The organism is Kitasatospora sp. NPDC001683, assembly GCF_053596495.1.
Map to the genome: position 1 here is coordinate 17176 of NZ_JBSFGK010000030.1, position 14242 is coordinate 31417.

Consider the following 14242-nt stretch of genomic DNA (forward strand, 5'->3'; position numbering starts at 1 on the left):
ACCGAGTGCCGCCATGAACGAGATCGAACGCATCGCCGTGAGCGTCTACACCGTCCCCACCGACGCCCCCGAGGCCGACGGCACCCTCGCCTGGGACCACACCACCCTGGTCCTCGCCCAGGCCGTCAGCGGCCCCCACACCGGCCTCGGCTGGACCTACGGCGCGCCCGCCACCGCGGCCGTCATCACCGGCGAACTCACCCCGCTGGTCACCGGCCGCGACCCGCACGACACCAGCGGCGCCCATGAGGCCATGAACCGGGCCGTCCGCAACACCGGCCGCCCCGGACTCGTCGCCGGCGCCATCTCCGCCGTCGACCTCGCCCTGTGGGACCTGCGCGGCCACCTGCTCGGCCTGCCCCTCGCCCGGCTGCTCGGCGGCGCCGCCCGGCCCGTCCCGGTGTACGGCAGCGGCGGCTTCACCACCTACTCGGCCGAGCGGCAGGAACGCCAACTGCGCGACTGGGCCGCGGAGCAGGGCATCCCCCGGGTCAAGATCAAGATCGGCGAGTCCTGGGGCACCCGCGAACACCGCGACCTCGAACGGGTCCGCGCCGCCCGCGCCACCGTCGGCGACCGGGTCGAGCTCTACACCGACGCCAACGGCGGCTACCGGCGCAAACAGGCCGTCCGGATCGGTGCCGCCCTCGCCGACCAGGGCGTCAGCTGGTACGAGGAACCGGTCTCCTCCGACGACCTCACCGGCCTGCGGTCCGTCCGCGACGCCGTCAGCCCCGACGTCACCGCCGGCGAGTACGGCTACGACCTCGCCTACTTCGGCCGGATGATCCCCGCCGTCGACTGCCTCCAGGCCGACGCCACCCGCTGCGGCGGCCTCACCGGCTGGCTGCGCACCGCGGCCCTCGCCCAGGCCCACGGCCTCGACGTCTCCGCCCACTGCGCCCCCCACCTGCACGCCCACGCCGCCGCCGCCGTCCCCAACTGCCGCCACCTGGAGTGGTTCCACGACCACGTCCGGATCGAGCGACTGTTCTTCGACGGCACCCTCGACCCCACCGGCGGCACCGTCACCCCCGGCGCCGACGGCGCCCCCGGCCACGGGCTGCGACTGGCCCCCGCCCGGGCCGCCGAGTACCGCACCGGTTGACCGGACCGGACCGGACCGGCTCCGGCGAAAGGAAGACGACCATGACGACCACCCCGGCAGCGCTCTTCGACGTCGACGGCACCCTGCTCGACACCGCGTACTTCCACGCCCTCGCCTGGTGGGAGGCCCTGCGGCAGCACGAGCACACCCTGCCCGTCGCCCGGGTCCACCGGGCCATCGGCATGGGCGCCGACCAACTCCTCGACCACCTGCTCGGCACCGACCGCGACCACGGTGACGACGAGGGCATCACCGCGGCCCACGCCGCCCTGTACGCCCGGTTCTGGCCGCAGATCCAGCCGTTGCCGCACGCCGCCGACCTGCTGCGCGCCTGCGCCGACCGCGGCTGGCCGGTCGTCCTCGCCAGCTCCGCCTCCGAACGCGAACTCGCGGTGCTGCGCCGCGCCCTCGACGCCGACGAGGTGATCACCGCGGCCACCTCCGCCGACGACGTGGCCGCCACCAAACCCGCCCCCGACCTGGTCCGCGCCGCCCTCGACCGCGCGGGCGCCGAGCCCGAGCACGCCGTCTTCGTCGGCGACACCGTCTGGGACGTCACCGCGGCCGGCCGAGCCCGGGTGCCCTGCGTCGCGGTGGAGACCGGCGGCTTCGACACCCGGGAACTCCTCGGCGCGGGCGCCGCCGAGGTCCACCGCGACACCGCCGAGCTGCTGGCCGACCTCGACCGCAGCCTCCTGGCCGGCCCACCGGCCTGAGCCCCGTCCGCCCGCGTGCGGCCCGCCCCGGCCCCGGTTCCGGCAGCTGATGCGGGTGGCCGTCTCCGTCTGTGAAGGCGTCATCTCCTCGGCGACGCTGCTCAAGCGCCTGCGCTCCGGCTCGCCCAAGGACGGCACGCACCGCCTTCCGCCCGTCTTCCCGCGGTGGACCGGCGGCATGCAGGCGCCCGGATCTGCCCCCATGCTGGAGATGAGGGGGTGCGAGAGCGGAGGACGTGGTGGAGATGCGGACCGTTGTCGACCTCACACGCTGTCAGGGCTATGCACAGTGCGTGTTCCTCGCCCCTGAGGTGTTCGTGCTGCACGGGGAGGAGGGACTGCTCTACGCCACGGCCGTCCCCGAGGACCAAACCGAGCGCGTGCGCCAGGCCGCGGCGGCGTGCCCGGTGAAAGCGATCCTCCTCGGGGAGGAGGTGAGCACTGGTGCCCGGTGACCTCAAGAGCGGCCGTATCGTCATCGTCGGCGCGTCGCTGGCCGGGCTACGGGCCGCGGAGGCATTGCGCGAGGAGGGCTTCACGGGCTCGGTGACCGTGGTGGGGGACGAGCCCCACGCGCCCTACGACCGGCCGCCGCTGTCGAAGCAGGTGCTGCTGGGCCAGGCGACGGCGGACACCACCGGGCTGCCGATGCGCCGGGACCCGGACGCCGAGTGGCGGCTGGGCGTACGCGCCACGGGTGTGGACCTGCTGGAGAAACGGGTGCGGCTGGACGACGGCGAGTCACTGCCGTACGACCGGGTGCTGATCGCCACCGGAACCCGCGCGCGGCCCTGGCCCGACCAGAGGGAAGGCGCCCTGGACGGAGTGTTCACCCTGCGCACGCGCGAGGACGGCGCGGGGCTGGCCGAGCGACTGGCCGCGAGGCCGGAGCGGGTGCTGGTGATCGGCGCCGGTTTCACCGGCTCGGAGATCGCCTCGGCCTGCCGGGAGCTGGGGATCGAGGTGACCGTCGCCGAACGCGGCCCCGCCCCTCTGGTGGGCGCCCTCGGCGGCACCCTGGCGAAACTCGCGGCCGTCATGCAACGCAACCACGGTGTGGACCTGCGCACCGGGGTGACGGTCACCGCCCTGAACGGCGACGGCAGCTTCACCGGCGCGCAGCTGTCCGACGGCAGCCGCGTCGACGCCGACGTGTGCGTCGTGGCCCTGGGGGCGATCCGCAACGTCGAATGGCTGGCGGATTCCGGGCTGGCGGCGGGCCCCCGCGGGATCGCCTGCGACGCCGGATGCCGCGCCTTCAACATGTACGGGATCGTCACCGACGACGTCTTCGTGGCCGGCGATGTCTCCCGTTTCCCCCACCCGCTCTTCGGCTACCAGATGCTCTCCCTGGAGCACTGGGGCAACGCGGTCGAACAGGCCGAGGTGGCAGCCCACAACATGGTCAACCCCGGACCGCTGCAGCGCCCGCACCTGTCCATCCCGACGTTCTGGTCCACCCAGTTCGGACTCAACATCAAGTCGGTCGGCGTACCCACCTACTCCGACCACGTGGTCATCGCCCAGGGCTCCCTGGAGGCGCGCCGGCTCGCCATGGTCTACGGCTACCAGGGCCGGGTCACCGCCGCCGTCACCGTGGACATGGCCAAGTCGCTCGACTACTACCGGCACCTGATCGAGACCGCCGCCCCGTTCCCGCCCCCGCCCGGCGCGCAGGACCGGGCGATCGCGGCCGACGTCACGATCCCCTCCGCCGTACCGGACCCTTCCGTGCTGTCCCACGGCCCGACCGTCGCGCTCACCGGTTACCTTCCCGACCGCCGGCTGACGGTGGTGTAGCCCCCGTCCGCCCCACCACAAGGAGCCACCGTGGACTCCACGACCCTGCTCGCACGGATCACCGACTACGCCAGCCGTCCCAACCCCTACCCGCTGTACGAGGAACTCCGCGAGACCGGTCCCGTGGTGCAGCAGGCCGACGGCAGCTACCTGATCGGCGGTTACCACCAGATCGCCGCGCTGCTCCACGACCCACGGCTGAGTGCCGACCCCCGCACCCGTGGCGACGACACCGGGAATCAGCCGTTCCTGCGGCTCGACGACCCCGAGCACCACAGGCTGCGCACCCTGGCCATGCGGCCCTTCGGGCCCCCGCACAGCCCTGGCCGGGTCGACGGCATGCGCGGCGAGATCGACCGGATTACCAAGGAACTGCTGGAACCCTTCGAAGCCGGCCGGCAGATCGACGTCGTCGACGACTTCGCCTACCCGCTGCCCGTCGCGGTGATCTGCAGCCTGCTCGGTGTGCCGCGCGAGGACGAGCCGCTGTTCCGGGCCTGGTCCGATTCCCTGGTCGCAGCCGCCGACGTCAGGCCCGAAGACGACCCCACCGAGAGGAAGGAGGCCGGCGAGCAGGCGCGGATGGAGATGGCCGGGTACCTGTTGAACCTGGCCGAGCAGCGGCGCGGCAAGCCGGGCGACGACCTGCTCTCCCACTTCGTCAACGAGCCGGACCCGGCCCTGCGGCTCACCCAGGAGGAACTCGCGGCAACCGCCGTACTCCTCCTCATCGCCGGACACGAGACCACGGTCAACCTCATCACCAACGGAGCGCTCACCCTGCTGCGCCAGCCCGAACAGCTCGACCGGCTGCGCCGCGAACCGGACCTGTTGCCGCAGGCGGTGGAGGAACTGCTGCGCTACGAGCCCCCGGTCCAGATGCGCGAGCGCATCCCGCACGCCGACCTGGACGTCGCCGGTACCCCCGTCCCCCGGGGCGCCTCCGTCGTGCTGGCCCTGGCCTCAGGCAACCGCGACCCGCAGCGGTTCCGCGATCCCGACCGGTTCGATCCCGCCCGCCCGGACAACCAGCACCTCGGCTTCGGCAGTGGCATCCACCTCTGCTTCGGCGGAGCCCTGGCCCGCGTCGAGGCCTACGCCGCGCTCCGAGCGCTGCTTCCCCACCTCGGGACGGCGAGCCTGGTTCAGGACCCACCCCCCTACCGGCAGAACGCCATGCTCCGCGGCCCCCGCCACCTGCCCGTCCAGCTGTGAAGCGGCGGCCGGGGTTTCAGGGGGTCGGAGGTCGCCCGGGTGCTGCGGCCCGGCGGCGCGCGCCAGAGGTTCCACCGCACGCCATCGGGCGTGCTCTGACCGGGAGGCGACAGTGGCCGGTGTGACCAGCACCGATCTTCTCGTGGACGCGTTCGACCGGATCCGTGACACGGTCGCCGAGGTGGTCGACGGTCTGACCCCCGAGCAGCTGGCCTTCCGGGTGCAGGATTCGGCCAACTCGATCGCCTGGCTGGTCTGGCACCTCACCCGGGTGCAGGACGACCACCTCGCCGACGCGGCCGGCCGTGAACAGGTGTGGACCGCCGACGGCTGGGCGGGCCGGTTCGCCCTGCCGTTCGCCGTGTCGTCCACCGGCTACGGGCACCGACCCGCGCAGGTCGCCAAGGTCACCGCCACCGCCGACCTCCTGGTGGGCTACCACGAGGCCGTCCACGCAGGGACCGTCGACTACGTGCGCGGCCTGAACAACCGCTCCCTCGGCCGGATCGTCGACGAGTCGTGGCAGCCCCCGGTCACCCTGGGGGTGCGTCTGATCAGTGTGATCGCCGACGACCTCCAGCACGTCGGCCAGGCGGCCTACGTGCGGGGCCTGCTGGCCCGGCGCTGACGGCCCGTGACCCGAGGCGAGACGGGGTGTGATCGGGCGTCAGTTCACGGCGGGCTGCAGCGGCGCGCTCAGCCGGCTTCGGCGCGGTCGTTCGCGGCGGAGTCCGAGAGGCCGGCGCGGAGGAGTCGGTGGCCGAGGTCGATCAGGGCGCGCGCGACGGCGAACTCGTCGCCGATCTCCGGAACCGGTGGGTCGTGCGGGTTGCGGCGGGAGGTGGTTCGCGTGTCCAGGGTGGTGGTGCCGGTGTCGAGGACGGCGTGGACCTTCGTGGTGTCCCCTTCCTCGAAGAGGTCGAGGCGGAGGGTCCACCGCTTGGTGCGCATCGGTTCCGCGGTCTTCGTGGTCATGTCTCGGAACCTCCAGGGTTCGTCGGGCCCGGGGGGTGCCCGGGCCGGAAGGCAGGCAATCAACCGCCTCGGGTGATCTCGATCGTGCGGGCGGGCTTCTTGGCCTCGCCGATCGGCGCGCGGACGGTCAGGACGCCCTGGTCGTACGCGGCGGTGACGTCCTCCTCGCGGACGCCGGCGGGCAGCCGGACGCTGCGGGTGAACGAGCCGTAGCGGAACTCGGAGCGCTGCTTCTCCTTCTTCTCCTCGGAGCGCTGGGCCTGGACCGTCAGGACGCCGTCGTCGACGCTGATCGTGATGTCCTTGTCGGGGTCGACACCGGGGAGTTCGGCCTTGAGCTGGTAGATGCCATCGGCCTCGGACTCCTCGATGCGGATCATGTGCTCGGTGGCCGACGTACGGAGGTCGACGGGGAAGTCCTCGAAGAGGTCCGGAAGGGACGGCCACCGGTAGCCGAAGGGGAATCCTCTGAGCAGGTCACTGGCCATGACGGCCTCCTGGGGGGGCAGGTTGTGGCGTTCCAGGGGCCGGCGCGGTGAACCGGGCCCCTGCTGTCCAGCAGACGTCCAACGGGGGGACCGGCGGCAGGGACGTTCGGCCCGCCGATGGACCCTACCGCCCCGCCGATGGACCCCAAGGCCCCGGCCCACCCGTCCGGCCCATGGTCCGGTCGCCCACCGGCTTCGGGCCGTCCGGCCCCATGCGCGATCGCCGGGACCGGCGGACAGTGGGAGTACGGAACCGCCGGCCGGGGGGAGAGACACCCGCGGCGGAACCGGCGGGGAGACCGAGGACGGACCGATGGACACGACCGAAGCGCCCGCGGAACTGGATGAGGAAGGCCTCACCGCGCTCGTCGAAGCCTTGCGGCAGCGCGGATTCACCGTGATCGGGCCGACGGTCCGGGACGGTGCGATCGTCCTCGCCGAGCTGGCCTCGGCGGCGGACCTGCCGTACGGCTGGGGCGTCGAGACAGCGGCCGGTACCTACCGGCTGCGCCGCCGTGAGGACCGGGCGGCCTTCGCGCACTCCGCCGGGCCGCAGTCCTGGAAGACCTTCCTGCATCCGCCCCGCGCCCGGCTCTGGCAGGCCGACCGGGCCGAGGACGGCACCGTCACCGTCCGTGAGGACGACGACGAGCCGCCCCGCTTCGCCTTCCTCGGTGTGCGGCCCTGCGATCCGCGCGCGATCGCCGTCCAGGACAGGGTGCTGGCCGGCGGCGCGTACGCCGATCCCGTGTACGGTCCGAGGCGGGCCGGCGCGTTCCTGGTCGTGGTCGAGTGCACCGAGCCCGGCGGTGTCTGCTTCTGCGTGTCCATGGGCACCGGCCCCGGGCTGCCGGACGGCTCGGTCTACGACTTGGCGCTCACCGAGACCGTCCGGTCCGACGGTCCGCGCTACGTCTACGCCCGGCCCGAGTACATCGACAGCCTCGACCACTCCACCCCGGTCTCCGCCCACGTGGAGGTCGACCTGGAACTGCGCGGCCGCCCGATCGACAAGCGGCAGCTCCTGGAGGTCATCACCGCCTACCTCGCCGACCGCAAACCCGACATCCCCGCCCACAGCGTCTGCTTCGAGTGCAAGCTGCGCGGCACCACCTGCGTCACCGTCGCCCACGGCACCCCGTGCCTGGGCCCGGTCACCCAGGCCGGCTGCGGCGCCATCTGCCCGGCGTACGGGCGTGGCTGCTACGGCTGCTTCGGACCGATGGGCAGTTTCAACGGTCAGGGAGGGCCCAACACCCGTGCCCTGTTGCCGTTGCTGCGCCGCGACGGGGTGGCGGACGCGGACGCCGCCCGCCTCTACCGCACCTTCAACGCCGAGGCCCCCGCCTTCGCGGACGCGGCCCGACAGCCCACGGAGGACGACGAATGACCCACCGCACTCAACGGCTGCTCACCGTCGGCGCGTTGGCCCGCGTCGAAGGCGAGGGCGCACTGCACGTCTCCGTCCGCGACGGCGAGGTCGAGGACGTCAGGTTGCGGATCTACGAGCCCCCGCGCTACTTCGAGGCGCTGCTGCGCGGCCGCCGGTACACCGAGCCGCCCGACCTCACCTCCCGCATCTGCGGGATCTGCCCGGTGGCGTACCAGATGAGCGCCTGCCATGCGGTGGAGGATGCCTGCGGGGTGGTGGTGGACGGCCAACTCGCCCAGCTACGACGCCTGTTGTACTGCGGGGAGTGGATCGAGAGCCATACCCTGCACATCTACCTGCTGCACGCGCCCGACTTCCTGCGGCTGCCGGACGCGCTGGCGCTGGCCCGCACCGACGCCACCATCCTCCAGCGCGGGCTGCGGCTGAAGAAGGCCGGCAACGAGATCGTCGAGGTCCTCGGCGGGCGGGCCATCCACCCGGTGAACGTCCGCCTCGGCGGCTTCCACCGACTGCCCACGCGCGCCGAACTCGACCACCTGGCCATGGTATTGCGCCAGGCGCGGACGGACGCCGAGGACACGCTCGGCTGGGTCGCCGGGTTCGAGTTCCCCGACCTGGCGATCAGTCACGAACTGCTCGCCCTCACCGAACCCGACGGCTACGCCATCGACTCCGGCGTCCCGACCGGCGCCCTCGCCGGTCCCTTCCCCGTACGGGACTTCGAGCAGCACGTCCGGGAGCACCAGGTGCCGCACTCCACCGCCCTGCACGCGACGCTCGACGGCCGCCCCCACCTCGCCGGGCCGCTCGCCCGCTGGAACCTAGGCAGCGAACGCCTGCCCGCCGAGATCCGTGCCCTGGCCGCCCAGGCCGGGCTCGGCCCGCGCTGCGACAACCCCTTCCGCAGCATCGTGGTCCGCGCGGCCGAGGTGCTGTGGGCCGTCACCGAGGCGCAGCGGATCATCGAGCGGTACCAGCCGCCGCCCGCCCCGGCCGTCCCCGTCCCGCCCCGGGCGGCCACTGGCTTCGGCGTCACCGAGGCCCCGCGCGGGCTGCTCTACCACCGGTACGACCTGGACGAGGCCGGAATCGTCCGGAAGGCCGTGATCGTCCCGCCGACCGCGCAGAACCAGAACGCGATCGAGGTCGACCTGCGGGCCTTCATCCAGCCCCGACTGCACCTCGACGACGCCGAGTTGACCCGCCGGTGCGAGCAGGCGATCCGCAACTACGACCCGTGCATCTCCTGCGCGGCGCACTTCCTCACGCTCACCATGGACCGGAGGTGACGGGCATGGGCAACGAGCGCATCGTCGTCATCGGAGTCGGCAACGAGTACCGCCACGACGACGGCGCCGCCGTGTCCGTCCTGGCGCAGCTCGCCGCCGAGGACCTCGCCGTCGACCGGCTCACGCTCTGCGACGGCGAGCCCACCCGGCTGATGGAACTCTGGGAGGACGCCGGCCTCGCCATCGTGGTCGACGCGGTGCACGGCCACCCGGGCGAACCGGGCCGGATCCACTCGGTCACCGTCGATGCCGACCACCTGCTCGCCGACCCGCTCGTGGACGAGGAGTCGCCGGCGGGCACGCACGGCCTGGGCCTCGGCCACGGTGTCGCGCTGGCCGCCGCGTTGGGCAGACTGCCGCGCGAGCTGCTGATCGTCGCGGTCGAGGGTGCGGACTTCTCGATCGGCGAGGGCCTGAGCCCGGCCGTCACCGACGCGGTGCCGCGTGCCGTCTCCGAGGTCCGCCGGGCGGTGGAGGCACACCGGGCGGAGGCTTCGGGGCCATGACCACCGAACTGCGGCTGATCGAGGTCCACGGCACCGTCCGTCCGCCGGCCTGGCCGGGGCCTGCGGCGTCGAGCCCGGCCGGACCCCTCTGCCCGTCCGTTCCAGCCTCCGCCGGGTCTGCTCCAGCGCGTCCGGACCCCCATCCGCCGGAGTGAACTCGCGTGGGCGGGGTACCCGTGGGGGCGTCCGAACGGACCCCGCGGAGGAGGCCGCGATGGACCGACGCGCCGAACACCCCGATGCGTCCCGCTCGGCGCGGCCCGAGCCGGGCGGCTGGCCGCCCGACGACGCCGGAGGCAGCCTGCCGCCCGACCGGGCGCAGGCGATCCTGGAGGCGACGAAGCGGATCGGCTCGCTGCTCAAGGCCAAGGACCACCCGTTCGCGCTGGCCGGCGGGGTCGCCGCCTACGCCCACGGCGCCGATGTGCGGCTCCAGCACGACGCCGACTTCTGCATCCGCCGCGAGGACGCCGAGGCCATCACCCACACCCTGCGCGAGGCCGGGCTCCAGGTGTTCCTGCCGCCCGAGGACTGGCTGATCAAGGCCCGCTGCCTGGGCCAGGACATCGACCTGATCCTGGAGCTGGCCAAACGGCCGGTCACCTCGGACCTGCTGGACCGCGCCGAGGTGCTGCCGGTGGACTCCGTGCAGATGCCGGTGCTGTCCGCCACCGACCTGGTCAGCGGCCTGCTGGCCGCCTTCTCCGAGCACCACTGCGACTTCGGGGCGGCGCTCTCGGTGGTGCGGCCGCTGCGGGAGAAGATCGACTGGCGGCGGGTGCGGGCGGAGCGCGGGCAGCAGCCGATGGCGGCCGCGTTCCTGTACCTCCTGGAGCGGCTCCAGGTGATCGAACCCGAGGAGGCCGCCCGATGACCGACGCCGACGACACCGAGTACCGGCTGGCCCACCTGCGCGACCGCCTCGCCGACGACGAGGTCGGCGAGCTCGGCCTGCGGATCGAACTGCACGGCACCCACGTCACGGTGCGCGGCACCGTACCGAACGAGCAGCGCCGCGCCGCAGTCGAGCGCATCGTGGCCGAGGTGCTGGACGGACTGACGGTGCACACCGACATCGCGCTGGCCGACGGCCGGCCGCCGAGCGGAGCGGAGGACCTGCCGTGATCCGGGTGGCCGCGGTCGGGGACATCCATCTCGGCCCCGACAGCCGGGGTCTGCTGCGGCCCGCCTTCGCCACCCTGGGGGAGCTGGCGGACGTGCTGCTGCTGGCCGGGGACCTCACCCGGCACGGCACCGTCGAGGAGGCCGCGGTGGTGGGGGAGGAGGTCGGCGGGCTGCCCGTGCCGGTGATCGCGGTCCTCGGCAACCACGACTACGACGCCGACCGACCGGGGGAGGTCACCCGGATCCTGGCCGCGTACGGCGTCCAGGTGCTGGAACGCAGCTCGACCGCCGTCCGGGTGGACGGCCTGCTGGTCGGGGTGGCCGGCACCAAGGGCTTCGGCGGTGGCTTCGCCGGCCGCAGTGCCGGCGAGTTCGGCGAGCCCGAGATGAAGGCCTTCGTCCGGCACAGCCGCGAGTGCGCCGACGGCCTGCGCACCGCCCTCGACCAGCTGGCCGCCGAGGGCTGCGACCTGCGGATCGCCCTGACCCACTTCGCCCCCGTCCCGGACACCCTGGCCGGGGAGCCGCCGGAGATCCACCCGTTCCTGGGCAGCTACCTGCTCGCCGAGGCGATCGACGGAGCCGGCGCCGACCTGGCCGTGCACGGCCACGCGCACCTGGGCACCGAGCGCGGCCTGACCGCCTGCGGGGTGCGGGTGCGCAACGTCGCCCAGCCCGTCATCGGCCGCGCCTTCGCCGTCTACCGGCTGCACCCGCAGGTCAGCTGACCGGCGGCTCGGCCAGCCGGGCCGCGCACTCCAGCAGCATGGCGTGCACGAAGGCCTGCGGCAGGTTGCCGCGCTGCTGGCGCTGGGCGATGTCGTACTCCTCGGAGAACAGTCCGGCCGAGCCGCAGAGCCCGCGGGTGGTCTCGAACCAGCGGGCCGCCTCGACGGCGTCGCCCTGCTGGCGCTCGGCGAGGGCCATCAGGAAGCCGCACAGCACGAACGCGCCCTCGGCCTCGGCCAGCGGGCGCTCGTCGTGCCGGAAGCGGTAGGCGTAGTGCCCGTCGGTGAGCTGTTCGCGGCAGGCCCGCAGGGTGGCGACGGTGCGCGGGTCGTCGGCGGGCGGCCAGCCGCGCACCGGCGGCAGCAGCAGGGCCAGGTCGGGTGCCGGGTCGTCGGGGGAGCGCTGCCAGCGGCCCGAGGGGTGCAGCGCGAGACGGGCGGCGCGGGCGGACAGCCGGTCGGCCAGCGCGCTCCACTCGGCCGCGAGCCCGTCCGTGAGGCCGGCCGCTCCGGCGACCCGGGGCCGGGTGATCGCGTGCAGCCCGGCGGCGCAGATCAGCCGGCTGTGGGTCCACTGCCGGGGGCCCAACTCCCAGATGCCGGCGTCCGGTTCACGCCACCGGGCGGCGATCGCGGCGGCCGCGGTCCGGGCCGCGCCGTGGGCCTCCGGGCCCAGGCGGTCGTGCCGGGCGGCGGCCGCGAACAGCAGCAGGGCCTCGCCGAACGCGTCCAGTTGGAACTGCCGGGTGATCCGGTTGCCGACCTGGTCGTGGCCGCCCGGGTACCCGGGCAGGTCGACGGTGTGCTGGTCGGGTACTCGCCCGCCGGCCGCGGTGTAGGCGGGGGCGATCCGCGGCCCGTCCTCCGCGAGCCGCGCGGTGGTGAACCGTACGGCGTCGTCCAGGAGCGGGTCGGGCCCGCAGGCGGCGACGGCCTGCCCGGCCAGGCACTGGTCACGGATCCACACGTAGCGGTAGTCGTAGTTGCGGCCCTCCTCGGCCCGTTCGGGCAGGCTGGTGGTCGCCGCGGCCACCATCCCGCCGGTGGCGGGGGAGGTGAGGCCGCGCAGCACGGCGTAGGAGAAGGCGGCGTCGCGTCCGTCGTAGGTGTGCCGGAGGTCCGGTACGGCGGCTCGCCAGGCGCGTTCGGTGGCCCGCCAGCACCGGTCGGGGTCCGGCGGCGGCGCGTCCAGGCCCCGGTCGGACACCTCCAGGACGAGGTCCAGCCGTTCGCCCGGGTCGAGGGCGACGTCCGCCACGAGGCTCCCGTCCGGGTGGGGCCGGGCCGCCTGGGCGCCCGTCCAGCGCAGCCGCAGCCGCCCGGCGCGGATCGACCAGCCGTCCGTCGTCCGGCGCGGAGCGCGGGTGCGGGCCGCGTCGAAGCCGCTGCCGGCCGCCAGTCGCAGCCGCAGGCGGGCCGGGCCGTAGTCGGCGTGGACGCGGCGCAGCAGCACCAGCCGGTGCGGATCGGCGGGCAGCGCGAGGGCCTCCCGGCACACGATCACGCCCTGCTCGGTGATCCACCGGCCGTTCCGGACCAGCCCGCGGCCCTCGTAGTAGCCGCCGGGGACGAACCGGCCGACCGGGGTCACCGCGTACTCGCCGGTGCCGCCGATCAGTGCGGCGAACACCGGGTCGGAGTCCCACCGGGGCGCGCAGAGCCAGGCGATCTCGCCGGACGGGCCGACCAGCGCGCCGCGTTCGCCGTCGGCGAGCAGGGCGTACTCGCGCAGGCTGCGGGGCGGGAAGGCCGTCATGGGGTGTGCTCCCGAGTCCTAAGCCACCCGGGGCAGGATCTGCTCGCGGTAGAAGTCGAAGAACCCGGCCTGCTCCGGGCCGATCTGGCCGACGTACACCTCGTCGAAGCCCGCGCCGACGTAGCCGCGCAGCCGGTCGGCGTGCTCCTGCGGGTTGTCGCCGCAGGTGACCGACCGGGCGGTCATCTCCTCCGTGACCAGTTCGGTGGCCTGCTCGAAGTGCCGTGGGGTGGGCAGGACCTGGGCGAGTTCGCCGGGCAGCAGCTCGCTCGGCCAGAGCCGGTGGACGGTCTTGACCGCGCGCTCGCGGTCCGGTGACCAGCACACCTTCAGCCCGCCGATCACCGGCCCGGTGCCGCCCGCCGCGCGGTAGCGCCCGATCAGCTCGGTGTCGGGGCTCATGGTGACCAGCCCGTCCGCGTACTCCGCCGCCGATTCGGCCGCCTTGGGGCCGAACGCCGAGACGTAGACGGGCAGCCGGCCGTCCTTCGGCGGGGTGTAGAGCCGGGCGTTCTCGACGGTGTAGTGGGTGCCGCGGTGCGAGACGAGGCTGCCGGTGAACAGCTCGCGCATCACCGCGACGGCCTCCTCGAGCATCTCCGCCCGGACGTCGAACGGCGGCCAGCGGTCGCCCAGGACGTGCTCGTTGAGCGCCTCGCCGGTGCCCACGCCCAGCCGCAGGCCGCCGGGCAGCTGCACGTCCGCGGTGGCCGCCGCCTGGGCCGTCACCGCGGGGTGGAGCCGCACGGTCGGGCAGGTGACGAGGGTGGTCACCGGCAGCCGGGTGACCCGGGAGAGCGCGCCGATCACGCCCCAGACGAACGGGCTGCTGCCCTGGGCGTCGTTCCACGGGTGGTAGTGGTCGGAGATCGCCAGCCGGGTGAAGCCGGCCCGCTCGGCGAGCTCGGCCTGCTCGACCAGCTGGGTGGGGGTGAACTCCTCGCAGGACAGGAAGTAGCCGAACGCGGTGGTCATGGCAGCCTCGGTTCCTCGATGGGCTCCTCGGGTTCCTCCGTCGAGCGGCTAACCGGGCCGGGCGCGGCGAAACCTCGACGCCATCCGTCCGGTGGACGTCCGCCGTTCGCGGCTTGCGGCGCCGGGCAGTCGGTGGGGTCCCCCGGCGCCCGGCAGGGCGCCCGATCA

16 protein-coding genes are annotated in these 14242 nt (G+C 73.9%); 12 read left to right on the plus strand and 4 right to left on the minus strand.

What is annotated here, in order from left to right; all coding sequences use genetic code 11:
* The first annotated feature begins 13 nt into the window (after positions 1–13).
* The 6 genes from ACWCYO_RS18180 (at position 14) to ACWCYO_RS18205 (ending at position 5467) form a co-directional block, all read left to right on the plus strand.
* A complete protein-coding gene (locus tag ACWCYO_RS18180) occupies positions 14–1108 on the plus strand; it encodes an enolase C-terminal domain-like protein (protein ID WP_449784764.1) in 1095 nt (364 codons plus the stop codon).
* 41 nt (positions 1109–1149) lie between these two features.
* Complete coding sequence (locus ACWCYO_RS18185) at positions 1150–1824, plus strand: HAD family hydrolase (protein ID WP_449784765.1); 675 nt, start codon at positions 1150–1152, stop codon at positions 1822–1824.
* A 245-nt stretch (positions 1825–2069) separates the two neighbouring features.
* Entirely contained in the window at positions 2070–2279 is a 210-nt protein-coding gene (locus ACWCYO_RS18190; protein WP_270150732.1) for a ferredoxin, read from the plus strand.
* Positions 2269–3624: an NAD(P)/FAD-dependent oxidoreductase gene (locus ACWCYO_RS18195; protein WP_449784766.1), complete on the plus strand. Its 1356-nt coding sequence runs from the start codon at positions 2269–2271 to the stop codon at positions 3622–3624. The genes ACWCYO_RS18190 and ACWCYO_RS18195 overlap by 11 nt, the downstream gene beginning before the upstream one ends.
* A gap of 30 nt (positions 3625–3654) precedes the next feature.
* Positions 3655–4839: a cytochrome P450 gene (locus ACWCYO_RS18200; RefSeq protein ID WP_270139793.1), complete on the plus strand. Its 1185-nt coding sequence runs from the start codon at positions 3655–3657 to the stop codon at positions 4837–4839.
* A gap of 121 nt (positions 4840–4960) precedes the next feature.
* Positions 4961–5467: a mycothiol transferase gene (locus ACWCYO_RS18205; protein WP_449784767.1), complete on the plus strand. Its 507-nt coding sequence runs from the start codon at positions 4961–4963 to the stop codon at positions 5465–5467.
* A 68-nt stretch (positions 5468–5535) separates the two neighbouring features.
* On the opposite strand, the gene ACWCYO_RS18210 is transcribed toward ACWCYO_RS18205, so the two are convergent.
* Both ACWCYO_RS18210 and ACWCYO_RS18215 read right to left on the minus strand, forming a co-directional pair.
* The gene (locus ACWCYO_RS18210) at positions 5536–5814 is read right to left on the minus strand and encodes a dsRBD fold-containing protein (RefSeq protein WP_270139789.1); all 279 of its coding nucleotides are present in this window, start codon (positions 5812–5814) and stop codon (positions 5536–5538) included.
* Between the two features lie 59 nt (positions 5815–5873).
* On the minus strand, positions 5874–6302 hold the full coding sequence (locus ACWCYO_RS18215) for an Hsp20/alpha crystallin family protein (protein WP_449784768.1): 429 nt from the start codon (positions 6300–6302) through the stop codon (positions 5874–5876).
* A gap of 313 nt (positions 6303–6615) precedes the next feature.
* On the opposite strand from ACWCYO_RS18215, the gene ACWCYO_RS18220 reads away from it, so the two are divergent.
* From ACWCYO_RS18220 to ACWCYO_RS18245, 6 genes are all read left to right on the plus strand, one after another.
* Positions 6616–7692, plus strand: a complete 1077-nt coding sequence (locus tag ACWCYO_RS18220) for a 4Fe-4S dicluster domain-containing protein (RefSeq protein ID WP_449784769.1) — start codon at positions 6616–6618, stop codon at positions 7690–7692.
* A complete protein-coding gene (locus ACWCYO_RS18225) occupies positions 7689–8984 on the plus strand; it encodes a Ni/Fe hydrogenase subunit alpha (RefSeq protein WP_449784770.1) in 1296 nt (431 codons plus the stop codon). Before ACWCYO_RS18220 ends, ACWCYO_RS18225 begins: the two co-directional genes overlap by 4 nt.
* Before the next feature lie 5 nt (positions 8985–8989).
* On the plus strand, positions 8990–9490 hold the full coding sequence (locus ACWCYO_RS18230; RefSeq protein ID WP_270139784.1) for a hydrogenase maturation protease: 501 nt from the start codon (positions 8990–8992) through the stop codon (positions 9488–9490).
* Positions 9491–9704: 214 nt separating this feature from the next.
* Complete coding sequence (locus ACWCYO_RS18235; RefSeq protein ID WP_270139783.1) at positions 9705–10364, plus strand: nucleotidyltransferase family protein; 660 nt, start codon at positions 9705–9707, stop codon at positions 10362–10364.
* Positions 10361–10615: a BON domain-containing protein gene (locus ACWCYO_RS18240; protein WP_270139781.1), complete on the plus strand. Its 255-nt coding sequence runs from the start codon at positions 10361–10363 to the stop codon at positions 10613–10615. Before ACWCYO_RS18235 ends, ACWCYO_RS18240 begins: the two co-directional genes overlap by 4 nt.
* Positions 10612–11343 (plus strand): metallophosphoesterase family protein, encoded by a 732-nt coding sequence (locus tag ACWCYO_RS18245; protein ID WP_270139779.1) that lies wholly within the window; start codon positions 10612–10614, stop codon positions 11341–11343. Before ACWCYO_RS18240 ends, ACWCYO_RS18245 begins: the two co-directional genes overlap by 4 nt.
* Here the strand turns inward: ACWCYO_RS18245 and ACWCYO_RS18250 are convergent.
* Positions 11336–13099: a glycoside hydrolase family 15 protein gene (locus ACWCYO_RS18250; RefSeq protein WP_449784771.1), complete on the minus strand. Its 1764-nt coding sequence runs from the start codon at positions 13097–13099 to the stop codon at positions 11336–11338. The two genes, ACWCYO_RS18245 and ACWCYO_RS18250, sit on opposite strands and share 8 nt — an antisense overlap.
* Before the next feature lie 18 nt (positions 13100–13117).
* Positions 13118–14074: a TIGR03557 family F420-dependent LLM class oxidoreductase gene (locus tag ACWCYO_RS18255; RefSeq protein WP_270139775.1), complete on the minus strand. Its 957-nt coding sequence runs from the start codon at positions 14072–14074 to the stop codon at positions 13118–13120.
* Positions 14075–14242 lie beyond the last annotated feature (168 nt).